The organism is Pseudomonas sp. LS1212, assembly GCF_024741815.1.
Taxonomy (GTDB): domain Bacteria; phylum Pseudomonadota; class Gammaproteobacteria; order Pseudomonadales; family Pseudomonadaceae; genus Aquipseudomonas.
Genome location: NZ_CP102951.1, coordinates 4,150,501 through 4,169,066, shown reverse-complemented (window position 1 = coordinate 4,169,066; position 18,566 = coordinate 4,150,501). Strand labels below are relative to the sequence as shown.

Below are 18,566 nucleotides of genomic sequence, written 5' to 3'. Positions count from 1 at the left end.
GAATGCCTCCTGCGACGCTCCGCGTTTACAGCCACCCGGACCGCTTGAAGCTTGCGTACAACGTCACACAGCCCACGGAAATCACCCCCAGCACACCGAAGTAGCCATATTGCCAGGCCAGCTCCGGCATGTTCTCGAAGTTCATTCCGTAAATCCCTGCAACGGCCGTGGGAAAGGCCAGGATCGCTGCCCAGGCGGCGAATTTGCGCTGGGTGATGCTTTGCCGCGATGACTCCAGCAGCATGCCGATTTCAATGGTCTGGCTGGCAATGTCGCGGATGCCCATCAAGTCCTCCATCTGCCGCGTGACGTGGATTTGCACATCGCGAAAATACGGGCGCATGTTCTTGTCGATGAATGGGAAGTCCAGGCGCTGCAGTTCCTCGCTGACCTCGACCATCGGCGCTACATAGCGATGCAGGCGCAGAATGTCACGGCGCAGGTTATGGAGCAGGCGGATGTCACCTTCCTTGAGCGAGCCGCTGAGTACGTTGCGCTCGAGCTCCTCGATCTCGTCATGGATCGCTTCGCTGACCGGCTGGTAGTTCTCGGTAACGAAGTCGAGCAGGGCATACAGCACGAAGTCTTCGCCATGTTCGAGCAGCAGGGGGCGCGCTTCGCAGCGTGAGCGCACCCGCGCGTAGGAGGCCGAACTGCCGTTGCGGGCAGTGATGATGTAGCCATTGCCGGCAAAGATATGCGTTTCGATGAACTGCAACTTGCCCTCGTGCCGGATCGGTGAGTAGGTCACGATAAACAGCGCATCGCCGAAGGTTTCCAGCTTGGGCCGACTGTGCTTCTCCAGGGCGTCTTCGATGGCCAGTTCATGCAGGTTGAACTGCCGTTGCAGGGTGGTCAGTTGCTCGACGCTGGGTTCCTCCAGGCCGATCCAGACGAAATGACCGGGTGTGCTCGCCCATTGGCTGCCTTCATCGAGGTTGATATTGGTAACTCTTTTACCGGCGCTATACACCGCGGCAGCAACGACTCGACCCATGGTTGTTCGCTTCTGATTCAAATGGCAGAGAAAAGCAGCATGCGCTTAGCTTGTTCTCTCAGTTGAGACTCGGCAAGTACCCAGGTGTTCGCCGCCTTGGTCAGGCGTATTGCAACTCCCGCTCCATGTTCTGGATGCATTGCTGCATTTGCTCGCGACAACGCTCGATCAGGGCGGGCATGTCCTGTTGGCCAAGACCTGCGGTGGGAATGGGGGCCAGCGAGCGGATAATGATGTGGCCACTGTTCCAGCGATTGAGCCGCATCCTTCGCGCATAGCGGCTGACGCAGACGGGAACGATGGGCACCCCGGCCTCGATCGCCATCTGGAAAGCGCCTTTCTTGAAGGACAAAAGATCGGCCTCGGCGTTGCGCGTGCCTTCCGGGAACACCCAGATCGACGTGTTTTCCTTTTGCAGCGTACGCGTCGTGGTGAGCATGGCCCTGCGCGCCTGATGGGCATTGCCGCGCTCGATCAGGACATTGCCGCCCAGCCAGAACAGCTGGCCGAACAGCGGTACCCATTTCAGGCTCTTCTTGCCAATGCATACGGTACGCCGCGGCACGACAGGGCCGAGCACGAACAGGTCATAGTTGGATTGATGGTTGGCGATGATCACGCAGCCCGGCGGCTGGTCGAACAGCGGGCCGACCTCGGACTGGATCTTCAGGCGCAGGATCCACGTCGCCGCCCAGCCATAAAGCCGGGCATATAGTCGGCTGTTGTCCGGGTTGAACGGCCGGCACAAACCGATCAGCACGCCCAGCACGCCGGCCAGGAAAAAGTGCAGACTCAACAGCAACATGCGTACGAGGTAAAGCATTGCGCAACTCATCGGGGCAAAGGCGGCGCAGTGTACGGATGTGCACTATCTTCGGCAAATGGACAATCGAGCCACAAAGCCCAGCAGGCGGCCGGGCATGTTCGCGGGTAACTAGATCAAGTGTTCCTGGTCGCGAATGATCGCGTCGTCCAGAGTTTCCAGCAGGGCCTTGCGCACTTTCAGCTTGGTGTTCTTGTGCGCGGTCATGTTGATCTTCTTCAGCTGCCGGGCGACGGTCAGGGCTGCCTCGGTCAGCTCTTCGGCTTTCACCACCTTGTCGAGGAAGCCTGCGTCCACGGCGCTGATCGGGTCGAACATCTCACCGTTGATGACCGAGCGGTGGAAAGCCGAACGGCGCAGGCGATCACGGGCCAGTTCGATACCGGCATGGTGCATGGTCATGCCGATCTGCACTTCATTAAGGCCGATGCTGAACGGGCCTTCGACACCAATCCGGTAGTCTGCCGACAACAGGATAAAGGCACCCTTGGCGACGGCGTGGCCAGGGCAGGCCACGATGACGGGGAAGGGGTGTGACAGGAGGCGTCGGGCCAGGGTAGAGCCGGCTGTCACCAGGTTGACGGCATGCTGCGGGCCGGAGGTCATCACCTTGAGGTCGTAACCCCCGGAGAGGATTCCCGGCTGACCGGTAATGATCACCACGGCGCGATCTTTCTCGGCTTGATCCAGCGCGGTATTGAAGGCGGCAATCACGTCAGGGGAAATGGCATTGACCTTGCCATTGCTCAAGGTCAGGGTCGCGATGCCGTCTTCGAGGTGGTAGGAAATCAGCTCACTCATGACTCGGTTCCTTGTAGAGAAGTGGGGCAGACGTTACCCAGCACTCACGCCAAGGTAAAGCACCGTGACTGACCGGTGAGTCAGCCTTTCAGCGCCTGGAACCGCGAAAAGGCAGGCGTATCCTTGGGGCTCGCGGTCGAGGCGTGTAAAACGCCACCAGAGATTGGCCGCTTTGCCATGGCCCGCAAGGCGGCACAGGGACGATTTTCCGGTTAAGTGTTTAAGCACATGAAAATTCTGAAAAAAACCTTTGCCATCACTGGAACTTTCGACTACATTAGCGCGCCTCGACAGACCGAATGGTTTGAAGAGAAACGGTGAAGTGTCCGAGTGGCTGAAGGAGCACGCCTGGAAAGTGTGTATACAGGAAACTGTATCAAGGGTTCGAATCCCTTCTTCACCGCCATATTCCATACAAAACCCCTGATTTCCTCGCGAAGTCAGGGGTTTTGTGTTTTTGACATCCGTCGTTGCCAGTTCCCGGCCATTTTCGTATAGGTCTTGACGTCGGTAATGGCCATCAGTTTCCGACCATCCTTGAGGGTGGCCACAAAGGTTATTTCTTCTTCCTTGCCGCCCAGCCACAACCCGGCGATCAATCCTATCGGGCCGGCCACCAATGCGCCCGCCATGCCCCAGCCAATGGCACTGCCCAGGCTCTTGCTGCTTTCCTGGTTGGCGATTGTCATTTCCTTGATGCGGGTCAGGGCGATCTTTTCCCCGGCGTTGGGGTTTGTGTTGGTCTTGAGTATGAGCGATCCATTGCTGTACTCGCCTTCACCTTGCAAGAAATCGCCCGCTTGAACGGTGAGTCTTGTCATGGGAAATACCGGTTTGGAAGAGGGGGAGGGATCTCAATCAGCGCCTCATCGGGCGCTGAGTCAATGCTTTTGCGACGAAGTGCAGTGTAGGCCGCAGCCAGAGTTGTGCAGTGGTCCTTGCCGGGTTTTTTACTGCATCTGAAACCGTGCGACCGCGATAGCGGTCGCACGGTTTCAGATCGAACTCAGGCCGAGAAACCGCCATCGATCATCAGGCTCGTACCGGTAATGTAGCCAGCTTCCGGGCCTGCCAGGTAGGCGACGAAACTGGCGATCTCGTCGGCCTTGCCGTAGCGACCCACTGCCATCAGCCCGACCAGCATCTCGGCAAACTCACCCGTGGCCGAGCGCCCGCCGATCGAACACCCCGAAGACCTGCTGATGGCCAATGGCATCCTGATTCATTCACCGCAGACCGGGCGTGTGCGTTCCTGGCCGCTGAGCAACCGTGCCCGGGACCACAGCCCGTTGAACCTGAAACCCCGCATGACCATGAGCGATTCCGAGGCGGCCTGCGCTACGCGACTTCCAGCACTTCGTAGCGCTGACTGACGCCGCCAACCTTGATCTGCACCTCATCACCTTCAAACTTGCCCAGCAGGCTTTGGCCCAGGGGCGAGCGAGGGGTGATGACGGTGACCTGGCGACCTTCGCAGGCAATTTTCAAGCCTGCCGCTTCCGGCCCCAGGAACAGGTATTGCTGGCTGCCGTTCTCGGCTTCCAGGGTTACCAGCATACTGACCTGAATGCCCGACTGCTCGTCGTAGGTGCGCAGGGTCAGGTTCTGAAAAAGCACCTGGGCCTGGCGAATCTCTTCCATGCGTCGGGCCTGGCCCGTCGCCAGGTAGGAAGCTTCCAGGCCTAGGGTGTCGTATTTGTTTTCGGCGACATTTTCTTCATGGGTCGCTGTTTCATAGGCGGTTTGTGCCGCCCGCTGCGCGACATCCAGGTCGACGGTCAACTTGTCGATGATCAATTCAAGCAAACGCTGTTTATTCATATCAATCGCAGAACTTGAGGACATTGGCCCGGCTTTTGTCAGTGGGTGCGGTCTGGTTTTGTTGCAGCCAGAACTGGCATTTGGGGTTGGACAGGTTGCGTTCGTTGCTGCGCGCCTGGTCTTGGGCTTGTTGCAGTTCCTGTTTGCGCAGGTTGTCTTTGTACTGCTCGAACATCGGGTTTTCCGGCGCCGGTTGGCTGATGGCCGGGCTGCCCAGCGAGCCTGCGGCATCGCTCAAGGGCAAGGGCGCATTGAACAGGAATTTATAGGCCAGCCAACAGGTAAGAACGATGGCGACGAAACCCAGCCACAGGCCCAGGGCAATGCAGCCGGTCAGGTGCAGCGGGTTGAGCGTGATATACATCTCGCGACGACGCGGGCGATAGGGCATGGCGGCCTCCTGGCTGGATCGGGATGCTGGCGATTGTCGCACGTCGTTGCCGGCTTTTTATCGGCGAAGGGCCTTTTGTCTGCGATCATTTATCCGGACAATCAGCGGTTTTTCACAGCCTGTAGTAATTGGTGCCTGATATGAAAGCCTCCTGGGATATTTTCTGCAGTGTCGTCGACAACTACGGCGACATTGGCGTGACCTGGCGGCTGGCTCGGCAACTGGTCGCCGAACATGGAGTGGCGGTGCGCCTGTGGGTCGATGACCTGCGTGCATTCGTGCGGCTGTGCCCCGAGGCCGATGGCCAGGCGTTGCAGCAACAGAGCCATGGCGTACTGGTGTGTCAATGGTCGGCAGGCTGGCAGCCAACCCCCGTTGCGGACGTCGTGATCGGTGCCTTCGCCTGCCAATTGCCAAGGGATTACGTCGAGGCCATGGCTGCGCGTGACAAGGCGCCCCTGTGGCTGAACCTGGATTACCTCAGCGCCGAAGACTGGGTCCAGGGCTGTCATGGCTTGCCGTCGCCGCAGCCCAATGGCCTGCGCAAGTTTTTCTTCTTCCCGGGCTTTCAAGACGAGACCGGTGGTTTGCTGCGCGAAGCAGGGCTGATTGAGTCGCGTCAGGCTTTTCAACAGAACCCCGCCGCCAAAGCGCATTTTTTGCAGGCGCTGGGTATTGTGCCCGCAACCAATGCCCGACTGACTTCACTGTTCGCCTACGAGAATTCGGGGCTGGCCAGTTGGTTGGAGGCGTTGGCGGTCGATACCCGGCCCAACCATCTGCTGGTACCGGAGGGGCGCATTCTGGGGGATCTGCAGGCATGGCTGGGCGTCGGCGAATTAGCCGTGGGGGCGATCGAAGTGCGGGGCGCCTTGACCGTGCAGGTGCTGCCGTTCATCAGTCAGGGCCAGTACGATCGCCTGCTCTGGTGTTGCGATTTCAATGCCGTGCGCGGCGAAGACTCGTTCGTCCGGGCGCAATGGGCCGGGCGTCCGTTGCTGTGGCATATCTATGTGCAGGAAGAGTATGCCCACTGGGAAAAGCTCGAGGCATTCCTGACGCTCTATACACAGGGTTTGACACCGGCCGCCAGCCAGGCGCTGGTCGGTTTGTGGCGGGCCTGGAACATGGACCGGGACATGGGCGAGGGTTGGCGGCAGGTTCTGCAGCATGAATCGGAACTGGCCGAACATGCCGAGCGCTGGTGCCGCCAGCAAGCCGCTCAGCCTGATCTTGCCACGACGCTGGTGCAGTTTTACCTAAATTGGATATGATATGCGGCCTAGATTCTGTATATCACCATCCAAATTCGGATATTCGTAATGAAAACTGGTAAAGAACTGAAACCCGGCACCGTCATCCGTATCGACAACGATCCTTGGTTGGTGCAGAAAGCCGAATTCACCAAGTCCGGTCGCAACAGCGCGATCATGAAAACCAAGCTGAAAAACCTGCTGACCGGTTACAAGACTGAAACCGTGTACAGTGCAGACGACAAGCTGGACGACGTGATCCTGGACCGCAAAGAAGCGACCCTGTCCTTCATCAACGGCGACACCTACACGTTCATGGACACCACTGACTACACCATGTACGAACTGAACGCCGAAGACATCGAAAGCGTTCTGCCTTTCGTCGAAGAGGGCATGACCGACGTTTGCGAAGCCGTATTCTTCGAAGAGCGTCTGGTTTCCGTAGAGCTGCCGACCACCATCGTGCGTCAGGTCGACTACACCGAAGGTTCCGCTCGCGGTGACACTTCGGGCAAGGTGATGAAACCTGCCAAGCTGAAAAACGGTACCGAGCTGAGCGTTGCCGACTTCATCGAAATCGGCGACATGATCGAAATCGATACCCGCGAAGGTGGTTCCTACAAGGGCCGCGCCAAGTAAAACTGGCGTTTGGCGCAGTACAAAAAAACCCGACCAGTGTGTCGGGTTTTTTTGTGGGTCGCGTTTGATCAGACGCTGACGTGCAGCCGTACATCGACGTTGCCCCCGACAGTCAAGCCATCCTGTTCCCACAGGACAATCATGGTCAGGAACTGCGGGTAAGTCAGGCCCAGTGCCTGGAGCAGCGGCTTGTAGACTTTGGTCATCAACAGCGAGGTCGAGTAAAGGGCAAAGCACACCTGGCTGTCGAGCTGCAGATCGTCGCACGGCTCCGAAGTTGGGGTAGAGATTTCGTTGTCGGCGTTCATGCGCATCCTTTGTTTCAATGGTGCCATTTAATTTAGCGCTCTAATCATTGATGCGCTAATGCCAGTTCAGGTCGCTTTGCAGGGCAAGGTCCCACGGAGGGATTGGACTGAAGCGGCTCTTGAGGAATTCGAGCAGCAAACGGCTGCGAGAGTTCGTTTGATGTTCCAGGCGAAGCGCATAGATGCCGCTGGATTCGGCAGGTGGCAAACCGTTTTCGCAGAACAGCGGCAGCAATTCCCCCCGCAAGAGGTACTCGCTGATCAACCAGGTCGGCAAGTGCGCGATGCCCAGACCTGCCAGCGCGCCGAACAACAGTGTTTCCGCATTGTTGGCGCTCATGCGCATGCGCCGTGGGCGCTGCAGGCGCAGTTGCCCGTCCTGCTCGAAGCGCCAGGCAAAGGGGGGCGCGAGTCCATCCCAATCCAGCCCGTCGTGTTCGACCAGTTCGGTCGGGCTAGAGGGTACCCCGCGATTTTGCAGATAACCGGGGCTGGCACAGGCGATCCGCACCATATAGGCCAGCGGCGTCGCGACCAGCCGGGTATCGGCCAAGGGGCCTGCGCGCAGGACCAGATCCACCTCGCCCAGATGCGCGCCGTGCAGATCGACGAAGCTGTCGATCAGGCGCAGTTGCACGTCCAGGCCCGGGTAGGCGACGAGGAAGTCGGCAATGGCGGGCGCCAGGTGGCGGCGACCGAAAGCGGCGGGTGCATCAATGCGGATCAGCCCTTCGGGAGCACTGCTCAGGGAGACGGCCTCGGCGCGAGCCAGGCGCAATTCTTCAACAATTTTTCGCGCCCGCTCGGCGAACGCTAAACCGGCCGGGGTGGGGCGCACGGCATGGGTGCTGCGGGAAAACAGTTGGCTGCCCACGGCCGATTCGAGGCTATCGATGCGTCTGGCCACGGCCGAAGGCGTCAGTGGGTGACGCCTCGCAGCCGCGGAAAAGCTGCCGGTTTCAAGCACATCGAGAAACAGGCCGAGTTGTTCTGTCAGGGCGTCGGGATTCATGGGGTAAGCTGCTTGTGCGTAATTAGCACAGCCATTGTGCGTTGCTATGCATTTCCGTACCAGCCCTGACTGGTTAGCATGCCTCCATTGGACACAGAGGGGCGGTGATGATCGAGTTGGTGATGTACATGGCCTTGGGTGCCGCGCTGGGTACAGTGGGCGGCCTGTTTGGCATCGGCGGAGGGCTGATCGCGATTCCGGCGCTGGGTGTGCTGTTCGGCCTGGATCAACAACTCGCCCAAGGCACGGCGCTGGTCATGGTCGTGCCCAACGTGCTGCTTGCCCTGTGGCGTTATCACCAACGCAACCGCATCGAAATGCGCCATGCCATGCCCCTGGCCCTGGCCGCCTTCGCTTTTGCCTGGCTGGGTTCGGTCTGGGCGGTAGGCCTGGACGCTCGCGCCATGCGCCAGGGCTTCGTGTTGTTTCTGATTGCACTGGCCACCTACAACCTGGCGCGAATGTTCATGCGCAAGGTCGAACCTTCCAGCGAAATGCGCCAGCCATGGCCCTGGCTGGGTGTGTTGGGGGCGGGCTCCGGCGTGCTCGGCGGTTTGTTCGGCGTGGGTGGCGCAGTGCTGGCAACCCCGGTGCTGACCAGTGTGTTCGGCACCACGCAGGTGGTGGCCCAGGGCCTTTCACTGGCGCTGGCCGCACCGAGTACGGCCGTTACGCTGGTGACGTATGGCGTGCACCAGCACGTGAACTGGGCCATGGGCATCCCGCTGGCCGTCGGTGGTCTGTTGAGCATCAGCTGGGGCGTGAAGCTGGCGCATGCCTTGCCGGAAAAAGTTCTGCGCTCGCTGTTCTGCGGCTTTCTGGTGCTCTGTGCGGTGATGCTCGCCTTTAAAGCTTGAAACCTTCGGCAATGTATTCGGCCAGGCATTCGGTCATCGGTGACTGGGTGCTGCTGTTGCGCAGCAGCATCACGCTGGCCATGGGCAGCTGCGGCAACCCCTCCGCTTCGCCAAGGATGCGCAGGTCCGGGGTGATCAGGCTCTGCAGCTGCGCAGTGACGGCCAGTCCGGCACTGACTACAGCCATGATCGCCGCCAGGCTGGGGCTGGTGTAAGCCACCCGATAGTCCTTCTGCATGGCTTCCAGTGCATGGCAGGCCCAAATCCGGCAGAAGCAGTCACTGTTGAACATTGCCAGGGGGATCGGGTTCTGCTCGTGCGGGCAATGGCCCTGGGCCTCGGCCCAGACGAAACGTTCATGGCGCAGCATCTGGCCGATTTCATGGCCCGGTTCGCGGGTGACGATGGTCAGGTCCAGGTCCTGGCGCAGCAGCAGCTGTTTCGAGCTTTCGCAGTGCACTTCAACCTGAATCAGCGGGTAGGCCTGGGCAAAGCGCGAAAGAATGCCCGGCAAAAAGCGCATGGCATAGTCATCAGGCGTACCGATGCGCACCACGCCGACCATTTGCGGTTCACGCAGGGTGTTGAAAACCTCGCTGTGCAGCTTGAGGATGCGCCGGGCATAGCCAAGCAGCACCTGGCCTTCTGCAGTCAGCCGAACCTGGCGTCCATCGCGCTCGAACAGCTGACGCTGGAGGATGTCCTCTTCCAGGCGCTTCATCTGCATGCTCACCGCCGACTGGGTGCGGTTGACGACTTCTCCGGCGCGCGTGAAGCCACCTTGATCGGCAATGGCGACGAAGGTACGCAGGACTTCGGAGTCAATGCTTTGATAGTGGGACATACATCAATCTCCAAGATGCATGGCATAAGAAACATTTGTTGGATTGATCATACTGCCGACGGCAGACTTGAGCCATCCCCAATTGGAGGGCGAGATGATGAAAGGTCAAAAAGGATATGTACTGATCAGCAAACTGCCATTGCATGGCGTTTCGCTCAAGGCGGTTTTCGCCTCGGTGCTGCAGCAGATTTTGCGTTGGTATGAACTACACCGCCAACGAGTTGAACTGATGCAACTCAATGACGCGGCCTTGAAGGACATCGGCCTGAGCCGTGCCGATATTTTTGAAGAAAGCGAGCGCCCGTTCTGGGACGATCCACTGAAGAAATGATCCGTGGTGGCAAGGAGTTCCACCCGTTAAGGTAAGGGGGCAGGCCTGAAGGAGATGTATATGCCCAGCCCCTTATCCCTTTCTATCGCGCAGGCCCGTCGACTGAGCCTTGCCGCCCAGGGGTTCGCCGCACGCCAGCGTACTGCCCCGATTGCTGCCAGCCATCTGGCGCAACTCACCGAGCGCCTGGGCGTCATTCAGATCGACTCGGTCAATGCCCTGGTGCGTTCGCACTACCTGCCGCTGTTCTCTCGGCTGGGCCAGTACTCCCATGAGTTGCTCGATCAACTGGCCTGGGGCAAGGGCCGGCAGCGCAAGTTGTTCGAGTACTGGGGGCACGAGGCCTCGTTGATGCCACTTACCTTATACCCGGCGATGCGTTGGCGAATGGAGCAGGCAGCAAGGGGGCAAGGCATTTATCAGCAGTTGGCGCGTTTTGGCCGGGAGCAACAGCCGACGATTCAGCGTGTTCTCAACGCGGTAGTCGAACAAGGGGCGCTGGGCGCAGGCAGCCTGTCGACTCGCCAGGAGCGAGCAGGGCCGTGGTGGGACTGGAGCGTCGAGAAACATGCGCTGGAATGGTTGTTCGCCGCAGGTCAGGTCACGGTGGCAGGACGACGGGGCTTCGAGCGCCTGTACGATTTGTCGGAGCGGGTCATCCCGGCAAGGATCCGCGAGCAACCGGTACCTGACCGGGTTCATGCGCAGCGCCAGCTTGTGATGCATGCGGCTGCAGCGCTGGGCGTGGCCACGGAGAGGGACCTGCGCGACTATTTCCGGCTGGCCCCGACCGACAGCCAGGCGCGCTTGCGTGAGCTGGTGGAAGATCGACAATTGCAGGCCTGTCAGGTGGAGGGCTGGCGCCAGCCGGCCTATTGCCTGCCGCAAGCGCGAATCCCCCGCCAGGTCTCGGCCAGCGCCTTGCTTTCACCCTTTGACTCGCTGATCTGGGAGCGTGGCCGCACCGAGCGGCTGTTCGATTTCCGCTATCGGCTGGAAATCTACACGCCTGCGCACAAGCGGGTTTACGGTTACTACGTGTTGCCCTTTTTGTATGGCGAGCGGATTGCCGCGCGAGTCGACCTGCGCGCCGAGCGTGCCCAGGGGCGGCTGGCGGTGCATGCGGTGCATGAAGAGGTGACGGGGCTGGATGAAGCGGGGATGCTGGCACTGGCTGCCAACCTGCGGCGGTTGGCCCAATGGCTGGGGCTGGAACGGATTCAACTGAACTGTCCAAGGGCCAGCGCCGAGCGTTTGCGAACGGCGCTGGCCGCAGACCTCAGCGGCGAACCTGTTTGAGGGTTTCGGCGATCAGGAAGGCCAGTTCAAGCGATTGATCGGCATTCATGCGCGGGTCGCAATGGGTGTGGTAGCGATCCGACAGGCTGTCTTCGGTTATCGGCCGGGCGCCGCCGATGCATTCGGTGACATTCTGCCCGGTCATTTCGATGTGGATACCCCCGGCATAACTGCCTTCGGCCTGGTGCACCTGGAAGAACTGTTTGACCTCGCTGAGGATCTGCGCGAAATCCCGGGTCTTGTAGCCGCTGCTGGCCTTGATGGTGTTGCCGTGCATCGGGTCGGAGCTCCAGAGCACCTTGCGGCCTTCGCTTTCGACGGTGCGGATCAGTGCCGGCAAGTGATCGCCGACCTTGTCTGCACCCATGCGCACGATCAGATTGAGGCGGCCGGGATCGTTGTCCGGGTTGAGGATATCGATCAGCCGGATCAATTCCTCGGTGTTCATGCTCGGGCCGACCTTGACGCCGATCGGGTTGTTGACCCCGCGCAGGAACTCCACGTGGGCGCCATCGAGCTGGCGGGTGCGGTCACCGATCCAGAGCATGTGGGCCGAGCAGTCGTAATAATCGTTGGTAAGGCTGTCACGCCGTACGAAGGCTTCTTCGTAGTTGAGCAGCAAGGCTTCGTGGGCGGTAAAGAAGCTGGTTTCGCGCAATTGCGGGGAACTGTCCATGCCGCAGGCGCGCATGAAGGCCAGGGTTTCGTCGATGCGATCGGCCAGCAGGCTGTACTTTTCCGCCAGTGCCGAGTTGGCAATGAAATCCAGGTTCCACTTGTGCACCTGGTGCAGGTCGGCGAAACCGCCCTGGGCAAAGGCGCGCAGCAGGTTCAGCGTGGCCGTGGCCTGGTGGTAGGCCTGGAGCAGGCGCTGGGGGTCTGGCACGCGGCTCTTTTCGTCGAAGCCGATGCCGTTGACGATGTCGCCACGGTAGGCTGGCAGGGTAACGCCGGCGATGGTTTCGTCGTTGGCCGAGCGCGGCTTGGCGAACTGACCGGCCATGCGTCCAACCTTGACCACCGGGCAGCCCGCGGCGAAGGTCATGACGATGGCCATTTGCAGCAGCACCTTGAAGGTGTCGCGGATTTTTGCAGCCGAGAATTCGGCGAAGCTTTCCGCACAATCACCGCCCTGCAGCAGAAAGGCGCGCCCCTGGGTTACCTCGGAAAACTGTCGACGCAATTCGCGCGCTTCACCGGCGAACACCAACGGTGGATAGCTGGCCAGGCTTTGCTCGACCTCCAGCAGGCGGGTGGCGTCGGGGTAGACGGGTTGCTGCTGGATCGGCAGGGCGCGCCAGCTGTCGGGGCTCCAGGGTTGGCTCATCACGGGCTCGGTATTCTTGGGGAGATATGCCATGTTATCAGTTCGGGTTTCCGTGTGGCCTTATCATTGCTATCGCTGTCAATTAATACGTGACCTGCCCAACCCAGTCGCCGACAATCGCAGTCCCTTTGACGCCCCCTAGTGACGAACGGTGTGATGGAAAAGCAAGAAGATGAAATCCCGAGAGAGCGCGTAGAGCGTCTGCTCGCTGAAGTGCACGATCAGTTCGGCATGATCAGGGTGCTGGAGGTCGAGGACTATCGCTTTCTCGAGTTCGGCGATGCCATCGAACAAAGCTGTGTATTCACCGCCGATCCCAGTTGGCTGGAGTACGACTACACCCGCGCCATGCTGATCGGTGCGCTGTGCCATGAGGCGCCGGAAAGCGCATTGTTCCTGGGGCTGGGCGCCGGCACCCTGACCCAGGCGTGCCTCAAGTTCCTGCCGCTGGAAGATGTCGAAGCCATTGAGTTGCGTCCGGACGTGCCACGCCTGGCGATCGAGTATATGGGGTTGGATGACGACCCGAGGCTCTATATTCGCGTTGGCGATGCGATTGAACTGCTCGACAGTACCGAGCCTGCCGATCTGATCTTCGTCGACCTTTATACCGATCACGGCCCGGGCGTCGGCCATCTGGCCTGGCGCTTCCTGGAAAACTGTCAGAAGCGACTCAATCCCGGTGGTTGGCTGATCATCAATCAGTGGGCCGGGGATGACGGCAAGCCGTTGGGCGCGGCGCTGCTGCGGGGGCTCTATCACCGGCATTACTGGGAATTGCCGGTCAAGGAGGGCAACGTCATCCTGATGGTACCCGCCGATCTGGAGCAAGGCCTGGACATGCCGGGGTTGAACGCGCGGGCCGAAGCGCTAGCCCCGAAACTGGGCTATTCGCTGCGGTCGTTGATCGAGCAGATCCGTCCTGCGACCTGAGCAGCAGGGGCAGGGCACGTGAACCGTTTTAGCAGCAATGCCTGCGCAACCGGCTCCTTGCAAAACCGGCGCTGCCCCGATTCTGCCCAACGCCTGTGGCACTGAGGCCTGCAGCCACAGGTTTCTGATAAAAAACTCTCACGTGGGGAGCGAATTCAGGTATAGTGCGCGCCGGTCTTTGATCAGACCACGTTTAGGTAGTGCAATCCCCCGAAGACAGCTTCGGCTGCGCGTCCGCCCTGCGGACTCTCCTTGACGATCCTTTCATTCAATCGTTTTCGCAAATCCCCGCCGACAAAGCTGCCAGGGTGACTTTCGAGTCTTACAAGGCATGCGCAGCTTTGGAGCATGGGTCTTTGCGGATGCACTTAGAGGCAGACCCATGACCCAGGAACTCGGCGGCTTCGCCGCTCTCGAACTTCATCCAAGTATTGTTGCTGCAGTAGTCGCTACCGGCTACGAAGAGCCTTCGGCCATTCAGCAGCAATCGATCCCGATTATCCTCGCCGGTCACGACATGATTGGTCAGGCGCAGACCGGTACCGGTAAAACCGCTGCCTTCGCCCTGCCTATCCTGCATCGTATCGACCCGAGCAAGCGCGAGCCGCAAGCCCTGATCCTTGCGCCAACCCGTGAGTTGGCGCTGCAAGTAGCCACCGCTTTCGAAACCTACGCCAAGCAGATGCCAGGCGTAACCGTGGTGGCTGTTTATGGTGGTGCCCCGATGGGCCCACAGTTGAAAGCTATCCGTAACGGCGCGCAGATCGTTGTCGCCACCCCGGGCCGTCTGTGCGACCACCTGCGTCGTGACGAGAAGGTCCTGGCGACCGTGAACCATCTGGTTCTCGACGAAGCCGACGAAATGCTCAAGCTGGGCTTCATGGACGACCTGGAAGTTATCTTCAAGGCCATGCCTGAAACCCGTCAGACCGTGCTGTTCTCGGCCACGCTGCCGCAGTCGATCCGTGCGATCGCCGAGCGTCACCTGCGTGACCCGAAACACGTCAAGATCCAGAGCAAGACCCAGACCGTCACCGCGATCGAGCAGGCTCACCTGCTGGTTCACGCCGACCAGAAGACCTCTGCCGTCCTGCGTCTGCTGGAAGTCGAGGAATTCGACGCCCTGATCGCATTCGTGCGTACCAAACAAGCGACCCTGGACCTGGCGAGCGCCCTGGAAGCCAAAGGCTACAAGGCTGCCGCCCTGAACGGCGACATTGCCCAGAACCAGCGTGAGCGCGTGATCGACTCGCTCAAGGATGGCCGTCTGGACATCGTCGTGGCGACCGACGTGGCTGCCCGTGGTCTCGACGTGCCGCGCATCACCCACGTATTCAACGTGGACATGCCGTACGATCCAGAGTCCTACGTTCACCGTATCGGCCGTACCGGCCGTGCCGGTCGCGAAGGTCGTGCGCTGCTGCTGGTCACCCCGCGTGAACGCCGCATGCTGCAAGTGATCGAGCGCGTAACCGGGCAGAAAGTTGCCGAAGTTCGCCTGCCGAACGCCCAGGCTGTTCTCGATGCGCGCATCAAGAAACTGACCAACAGCCTGTCGCCGCTGGTTGGCGATGCCGAAGCGACTCACGGTGATCTGCTCGATCGCCTGACCGCCGATATCGGTTGCAGCCCACGTGCCCTGGCCGCAGCCCTGCTGCGCAAGGCGACCAATGCCCAGGCCCTGACCCTGGAAGCGGTAGAGCGTGAGCAGCCGCTGGTTCCGACCAGCGCGCCGCGTGAGCGTACCGAGCGCAGTGGCGACCGTCCGGACCGCGGCGATCGTGAGCGTCGTGCACCGATGCCGCTGGCTGAAGGCCGTGCCCGTTGCCGTACCGCCCTGGGTGCTCGCGATGGTATCGCCGCGAAGAACCTGCTGGGTGCCATCCTCAACGAAGGCGGCCTGGCCCGCGAAGCCATCGGTCGCATCCAGGTGCGTGACAGCTTCAGCCTGGTCGAGCTGCCGGAAGAAGGCCTCGAGCGTCTGCTGACCAAGCTCAAGGATACTCGCGTTGCCGGCAAGCAGCTGAAGCTGCGTCGTTATCGCGAAGATTGATCTGCGCTGAATAAAAAAAATCCCCGACTGGTTCGGGGATTTTTTTTGTCTGGCAATGTGAGCATCTTGCGCGGACCCTGTAGCCGCTGCCGCAGGCTGCGCTCGCGTGCGCAGCACGCGCAAGATCTTCAAGATCGCCGGGGAGCCCCTGCGGGACTCCAGCGCAGCCTGCGGCAGCGGCTACGCCGATCGAGTCGCTCTCATCTCGGGTGTCAATCAGCCAAACCGATAGATATCCATCCCAAGCGCACCCATGGTGAAGCCCTGATGCGCAATGCTGAAGTCGCCACCCGCGCCCCGGGCAAAATACAGCGGCAGCAAGTGTTCATCGGTCGGATGGCTACGCACCGCAAAAGGCGCTTGCCGCCGATAGTCATGTAACGCAGCTTCGTCATTGCTGGCGAGCTTTTCGATCATCCAGTCACGAAATGCCAATGCCCACGGCTCGACGCTTTCCGGGCCGGCGTGCCAGTCCAGTTCGCGCAGGTTGTGGGTGATGCTGCCTGAGCCGATCAGCAGGATGCCCTGTTCGCGCAGGCCAGCGAGGGCCTTGCCGACCCGGCTTTGCATTTCAGGTCCCAGATGGCTGGGCAGGGACACCTGTACCACGGGAATGTCTGCCTGTGGATACATCAGCGAAAGCGGCACCCAGACGCCATGATCGAAGGGGCGTTGCGGGTTCAGGCCGGCTGGGAGCCCGGCCTGGTTCAACAGCCCGGCGACTTGCGCAGCCAGCTGCGGCTCGCCAGGTGCCGGATACTGCACCGCGAACAGTTCGGCTGGAAAACCGCCGAAGTCATGCCAGGTTTCTGGGGCTGGGTTGCTGGCCACCAATAGCTCATGGCTTTCCCAGTGGGCGGAGACAATTACGATAGCCTTGGGCCTGGGCAGCTCGGCGGCCAACTTGAGCAATGCCGGCCCGCTGGCTCCCGGTTGCAGGGCAAGCATGGGTGAACCATGTGATATGAAGAGGCTGGGGAGCATGGAATAGGTCCTGAGCGTTAAGATGGGATCATCTTCAGTCAGATCATTGATCTGATTCCAATATAAGTTTTAGTGTCTTTCAATCGAATTTCTTGAGGTGATCATGCAGCCGGAGTTTTGGCACAAGCGTTGGCAGCAAAACCAGATCGGTTTCCACCAGGAGGACGTCAACCCAGGCCTGCAGCGATACTGGCCAGGGCTGGGGCTTGCTGCGGGTGCGCGGGTGCTGGTGCCGCTGTGCGGCAAGAGCCTGGATATGGTATGGCTGGCGGGGCAGGGCTTGCGCGTGCTGGGGGTCGAGTTGTCGTCCAAGGCAGTGGAGGATTTTTGCCGAGAGCAGCAATTGCAACCGCAAATTTCCCGCCGTGGTGCCTTTACGGTTTACGAGTGCGACGGGATCGAACTGTGGTGTGGCGATATCTTTACCTTGAGTGCGGCAGATGTGACCGATTGTGTCGGCCTTTACGACAGGGCGGCGCTGATAGCCCTGCCGCCGGAAATGCGCGTGCGCTACTGCGCCCATCTCGAAGGCATCCTGCCGCGTGAGTGCAGGGGATTGTTGGTTACCCTGGAATACGATCAAGCCGCCATGGCCGGGCCGCCTTTCTCGGTGTCCGATGATGAAGTGCAGGATCGGCTGGCGGCGCATTGGCAGCTGCAGACGCTCGAGTCACGGGACATCCTCGCCCAGAGCCCGAAATTCCTGCAGGCCGGGGTAAGTCGTTTGCAAGAGCGCGTCTATCGACTGAAGCGTGATTCATGAGGCAACAAAAAGGGCGACCGAAGTCGCCCTTTCTTTCACCGGCTTGATCAGCCGCGGCGGCGCAAGGCCTCGATACGGTCTTCCAGCGGCGGGTGGCTCATGAACAAGCCCGCCAGGCCGTGCTTCAGGCCACCGTTGATGCCAAAGGCGGTCAAGGTATCGGGCATGTGCACCGGTACGCCCTGTTCGGAGCGCAGGCGCTGCAGGGCGCCGATCATGGCGTTGGTACCGGCCAGCTGGGCACCGGCTTCGTCTGCCCGGAATTCGCGCTTGCGCGAGAACCACATCACGATGGTACTGGCCAGGATGCCCAGGACCAGCTCGGCGAAGATGGTGGCGATGTAATAGGCGATGCCCTGGCCTTCTTCGTTCTTGAAGATGACCTTGTCGACGAAGTTGCCGATGATCCGCGCAAAGAACATCACGAAGGTGTTCACTACGCCCTGCACCAGCGCCAGGGTCACCATGTCGCCGTTGGCGACGTGGCCGATCTCGTGGGCCAGCACGGCCTTCACTTCATCCGGCGAGAAGCGCTCGAGCAGGCCCTGGCTGACGGCCACCAGTGCGTCGTTCTTGTTCCAGCCGGTGGCGAAGGCATTGGCCTCGTAGGCAGGGAAGATACCCACTTCGGGCATTTTGATACCGGCTTCGCGAGACAATTGTTCAACGGTCTGCAGCAGCCATTGTTCGTGGCGAGTGCGCGGCTGGCTGATGATTTGGGTGCTGGTGCTCATCTTCGCCATCCACTTGGAGATGAACAGCGAGAACAGCGACCCTGCAAAACCAAACACGGCACAGAAGACAAGCAGCTGATTGAGGTTGAGATCAACCCCATTGGCCGCCATGAACCCATTGAAGCCAAACAGGCTCAAGGTAATGCTGGCAATCAGCACGACCGCAAGGTTGGTGGCCAGGAACAGCAAGATGCGCATCATGGTTTTAACGTTCTCCTGACGTGTAAATATGTAGCGTATGCGGGGTATATAAGGTGCCGCCCCCCGCTATTCAACCGAGGGACTATTTCAAACTGTGTCGCCACTTCGATTCTAGACGCACTCGGGTTGCGCGCAGGCACGAAGTGGCCGGCTGCCAGCAGGCTGGAGCGGTCCGCAGGCCGGGCCTGAGCGCGT

General features: G+C 60.3%; 18 protein-coding genes, 1 tRNA gene and 4 pseudogenes. 10 read left to right on the top strand and 13 right to left on the bottom strand.

The features are described 5' to 3' along the window. Positions 1 to 25 precede the first annotated feature (25 nt). The 3 genes from NVV94_RS19375 to NVV94_RS19365 form a co-directional block, all read right to left on the bottom strand. Positions 26 to 997 carry a magnesium and cobalt transport protein CorA gene (locus tag NVV94_RS19375; protein WP_258443987.1) on the bottom strand — a complete coding sequence of 324 codons (972 nt, stop codon included), beginning with the start codon at positions 995 to 997 and terminating at the stop codon, positions 26 to 28. A 100-nt stretch (positions 998 to 1,097) separates the two neighbouring features. Continuing rightward, positions 1,098 to 1,820: a 1-acyl-sn-glycerol-3-phosphate acyltransferase gene (locus NVV94_RS19370; protein ID WP_258443986.1), complete on the bottom strand. Its 723-nt coding sequence runs from the start codon at positions 1,818 to 1,820 to the stop codon at positions 1,098 to 1,100. A gap of 111 nt (positions 1,821 to 1,931) precedes the next feature. Beyond that, a complete protein-coding gene (locus NVV94_RS19365) occupies positions 1,932 to 2,621 on the bottom strand; it encodes a crotonase/enoyl-CoA hydratase family protein (RefSeq protein WP_258443985.1) in 690 nt (229 codons plus the stop codon). Positions 2,622 to 2,937: 316 nt separating this feature from the next. Between NVV94_RS19365 and NVV94_RS19360 the strand changes: the two genes are divergently transcribed. Then, a tRNA-Ser gene (locus NVV94_RS19360) sits at positions 2,938 to 3,027 on the top strand. Positions 3,028 to 3,061: 34 nt separating this feature from the next. Here NVV94_RS19360 and NVV94_RS19355 read toward each other — a convergent pair. After that, positions 3,062 to 3,442, bottom strand: coding sequence for a hypothetical protein (locus NVV94_RS19355; protein ID WP_258443984.1), 381 nt, complete (start codon positions 3,440 to 3,442; stop codon positions 3,062 to 3,064). A 185-nt stretch (positions 3,443 to 3,627) separates the two neighbouring features. Next, positions 3,628 to 3,780, bottom strand: a pseudogene (locus NVV94_RS19350) (SDR family oxidoreductase); the annotation flags it as partial. Position 3,781: 1 nt separating this feature from the next. Between NVV94_RS19350 and NVV94_RS19345 the strand changes: the two are divergent. Next, a pseudogene (locus NVV94_RS19345) lies at positions 3,782 to 3,979 on the top strand (LysR family transcriptional regulator); the annotation flags it as partial. Here NVV94_RS19345 and NVV94_RS19340 read toward each other — a convergent pair. Both NVV94_RS19340 and NVV94_RS19335 read right to left on the bottom strand, forming a co-directional pair. After that, positions 3,960 to 4,442: a GreA/GreB family elongation factor gene (locus NVV94_RS19340; protein WP_258443983.1), complete on the bottom strand. Its 483-nt coding sequence runs from the start codon at positions 4,440 to 4,442 to the stop codon at positions 3,960 to 3,962. The pseudogene NVV94_RS19345 and the gene NVV94_RS19340 sit on opposite strands and share 20 nt — an antisense overlap. A 1-nt stretch (position 4,443) precedes the next feature. Beyond that, positions 4,444 to 4,833 (bottom strand): hypothetical protein, encoded by a 390-nt coding sequence (locus NVV94_RS19335; RefSeq protein WP_258443982.1) that lies wholly within the window; start codon positions 4,831 to 4,833, stop codon positions 4,444 to 4,446. Between the two features lie 140 nt (positions 4,834 to 4,973). Between NVV94_RS19335 and earP the strand changes: the two genes are divergently transcribed. Both earP and NVV94_RS19325 read left to right on the top strand, forming a co-directional pair. Further along, positions 4,974 to 6,107, top strand: coding sequence for an elongation factor P maturation arginine rhamnosyltransferase EarP (earP, locus tag NVV94_RS19330; protein WP_258443981.1), 1,134 nt, complete (start codon positions 4,974 to 4,976; stop codon positions 6,105 to 6,107). A 48-nt stretch (positions 6,108 to 6,155) separates the two neighbouring features. Beyond that, the gene (locus NVV94_RS19325; protein ID WP_258443980.1) at positions 6,156 to 6,725 is read left to right on the top strand and encodes an elongation factor P; all 570 of its coding nucleotides are present in this window, start codon (positions 6,156 to 6,158) and stop codon (positions 6,723 to 6,725) included. Between the two features lie 104 nt (positions 6,726 to 6,829). Here NVV94_RS19325 and NVV94_RS19320 read toward each other — a convergent pair. Both NVV94_RS19320 and NVV94_RS19315 read right to left on the bottom strand, forming a co-directional pair. Further along, positions 6,830 to 7,033, bottom strand: a pseudogene (locus NVV94_RS19320) (MarR family winged helix-turn-helix transcriptional regulator); the annotation flags it as partial. Between the two features lie 55 nt (positions 7,034 to 7,088). After that, positions 7,089 to 8,045 (bottom strand): LysR family transcriptional regulator, encoded by a 957-nt coding sequence (locus NVV94_RS19315; protein WP_258443979.1) that lies wholly within the window; start codon positions 8,043 to 8,045, stop codon positions 7,089 to 7,091. Between the two features lie 107 nt (positions 8,046 to 8,152). Here NVV94_RS19315 and NVV94_RS19310 point away from each other — a divergent pair, with 107 nt between their 5' ends. After that, positions 8,153 to 8,902 carry a sulfite exporter TauE/SafE family protein gene (locus NVV94_RS19310; protein ID WP_258443978.1) on the top strand — a complete coding sequence of 250 codons (750 nt, stop codon included), beginning with the start codon at positions 8,153 to 8,155 and terminating at the stop codon, positions 8,900 to 8,902. Here NVV94_RS19310 and NVV94_RS19305 read toward each other — a convergent pair. Continuing rightward, entirely contained in the window at positions 8,892 to 9,746 is an 855-nt protein-coding gene (locus NVV94_RS19305; RefSeq protein WP_258443977.1) for a LysR substrate-binding domain-containing protein, read from the bottom strand. The two genes, NVV94_RS19310 and NVV94_RS19305, sit on opposite strands and share 11 nt — an antisense overlap. A 97-nt stretch (positions 9,747 to 9,843) precedes the next feature. Here NVV94_RS19305 and NVV94_RS19300 point away from each other — a divergent pair, with 97 nt between their 5' ends. After that, entirely contained in the window at positions 9,844 to 10,077 is a 234-nt protein-coding gene (locus tag NVV94_RS19300) for a DUF1127 domain-containing protein (protein ID WP_408733514.1), read from the top strand. Between the two features lie 60 nt (positions 10,078 to 10,137). After that, a complete protein-coding gene (locus NVV94_RS19295; protein ID WP_258443976.1) occupies positions 10,138 to 11,376 on the top strand; it encodes a winged helix-turn-helix domain-containing protein in 1,239 nt (412 codons plus the stop codon). On the opposite strand, the gene NVV94_RS19290 is transcribed toward NVV94_RS19295, so the two are convergent. Next, positions 11,357 to 12,703, bottom strand: a complete 1,347-nt coding sequence (locus NVV94_RS19290; protein WP_258443975.1) for a class II 3-deoxy-7-phosphoheptulonate synthase — start codon at positions 12,701 to 12,703, stop codon at positions 11,357 to 11,359. The genes NVV94_RS19295 and NVV94_RS19290 overlap by 20 nt on opposite strands. Before the next feature lie 156 nt (positions 12,704 to 12,859). Between NVV94_RS19290 and NVV94_RS19285 the strand changes: the two genes are divergently transcribed. Together NVV94_RS19285 and NVV94_RS19280 are read left to right on the top strand one after the other, a co-directional pair. Then, complete coding sequence (locus tag NVV94_RS19285; RefSeq protein ID WP_408733421.1) at positions 12,860 to 13,636, top strand: spermidine synthase; 777 nt, start codon at positions 12,860 to 12,862, stop codon at positions 13,634 to 13,636. 348 nt (positions 13,637 to 13,984) lie between these two features. After that, positions 13,985 to 15,689 (top strand): annotated as a pseudogene (locus NVV94_RS19280) (DEAD/DEAH box helicase). Between the two features lie 216 nt (positions 15,690 to 15,905). Here the strand turns inward: NVV94_RS19280 and NVV94_RS19275 are convergent. Next, positions 15,906 to 16,673: a class III extradiol ring-cleavage dioxygenase gene (locus NVV94_RS19275; RefSeq protein ID WP_258443974.1), complete on the bottom strand. Its 768-nt coding sequence runs from the start codon at positions 16,671 to 16,673 to the stop codon at positions 15,906 to 15,908. A gap of 103 nt (positions 16,674 to 16,776) precedes the next feature. Between NVV94_RS19275 and NVV94_RS19270 the strand changes: the two genes are divergently transcribed. Next, complete coding sequence (locus tag NVV94_RS19270; protein WP_258443973.1) at positions 16,777 to 17,436, top strand: thiopurine S-methyltransferase; 660 nt, start codon at positions 16,777 to 16,779, stop codon at positions 17,434 to 17,436. Between the two features lie 47 nt (positions 17,437 to 17,483). Here the strand turns inward: NVV94_RS19270 and htpX are convergent, their stop codons facing one another. After that, positions 17,484 to 18,371, bottom strand: coding sequence for a protease HtpX (gene htpX / locus NVV94_RS19265; protein ID WP_258443972.1), 888 nt, complete (start codon positions 18,369 to 18,371; stop codon positions 17,484 to 17,486). Positions 18,372 to 18,566 lie beyond the last annotated feature (195 nt).

Bases quoted from the DNA above. Each gene is read 5' to 3' on its own strand.
- NVV94_RS19375 (WP_258443987.1), bottom strand. From the start codon at position 997: ATGGGTCGAGTCGTTGCTGCCGCGGTGTATAGCGCCGGTAAAAGAGTT.
- NVV94_RS19295 (WP_258443976.1), top strand. From the start codon at position 10,138: ATGCCCAGCCCCTTATCCCTTTCTATCGCGCAGGCCCGTCGACTGAGC.
- htpX (WP_258443972.1), bottom strand. From the start codon at position 18,371: ATGATGCGCATCTTGCTGTTCCTGGCCACCAACCTTGCGGTCGTGCTG.
- NVV94_RS19300 (WP_408733514.1), top strand. From the start codon at position 9,844: ATGAAAGGTCAAAAAGGATATGTACTGATCAGCAAACTGCCATTGCAT.
- NVV94_RS19310 (WP_258443978.1), top strand. From the start codon at position 8,153: ATGATCGAGTTGGTGATGTACATGGCCTTGGGTGCCGCGCTGGGTACA.
- NVV94_RS19275 (WP_258443974.1), bottom strand. From the start codon at position 16,673: ATGCTCCCCAGCCTCTTCATATCACATGGTTCACCCATGCTTGCCCTG.
- NVV94_RS19290 (WP_258443975.1), bottom strand. From the start codon at position 12,703: ATGAGCCAACCCTGGAGCCCCGACAGCTGGCGCGCCCTGCCGATCCAG.
- NVV94_RS19325 (WP_258443980.1), top strand. From the start codon at position 6,156: ATGAAAACTGGTAAAGAACTGAAACCCGGCACCGTCATCCGTATCGAC.
- NVV94_RS19270 (WP_258443973.1), top strand. From the start codon at position 16,777: ATGCAGCCGGAGTTTTGGCACAAGCGTTGGCAGCAAAACCAGATCGGT.
- NVV94_RS19335 (WP_258443982.1), bottom strand. From the start codon at position 4,833: ATGCCCTATCGCCCGCGTCGTCGCGAGATGTATATCACGCTCAACCCG.
- earP (WP_258443981.1), top strand. From the start codon at position 4,974: ATGAAAGCCTCCTGGGATATTTTCTGCAGTGTCGTCGACAACTACGGC.
- NVV94_RS19305 (WP_258443977.1), bottom strand. From the start codon at position 9,746: ATGTCCCACTATCAAAGCATTGACTCCGAAGTCCTGCGTACCTTCGTC.
- NVV94_RS19340 (WP_258443983.1), bottom strand. From the start codon at position 4,442: ATGAATAAACAGCGTTTGCTTGAATTGATCATCGACAAGTTGACCGTC.
- NVV94_RS19355 (WP_258443984.1), bottom strand. From the start codon at position 3,442: ATGACAAGACTCACCGTTCAAGCGGGCGATTTCTTGCAAGGTGAAGGC.
- NVV94_RS19365 (WP_258443985.1), bottom strand. From the start codon at position 2,621: ATGAGTGAGCTGATTTCCTACCACCTCGAAGACGGCATCGCGACCCTG.
- NVV94_RS19285 (WP_408733421.1), top strand. From the start codon at position 12,860: ATGGAAAAGCAAGAAGATGAAATCCCGAGAGAGCGCGTAGAGCGTCTG.
- NVV94_RS19370 (WP_258443986.1), bottom strand. From the start codon at position 1,820: ATGCTTTACCTCGTACGCATGTTGCTGTTGAGTCTGCACTTTTTCCTG.
- NVV94_RS19315 (WP_258443979.1), bottom strand. From the start codon at position 8,045: ATGAATCCCGACGCCCTGACAGAACAACTCGGCCTGTTTCTCGATGTG.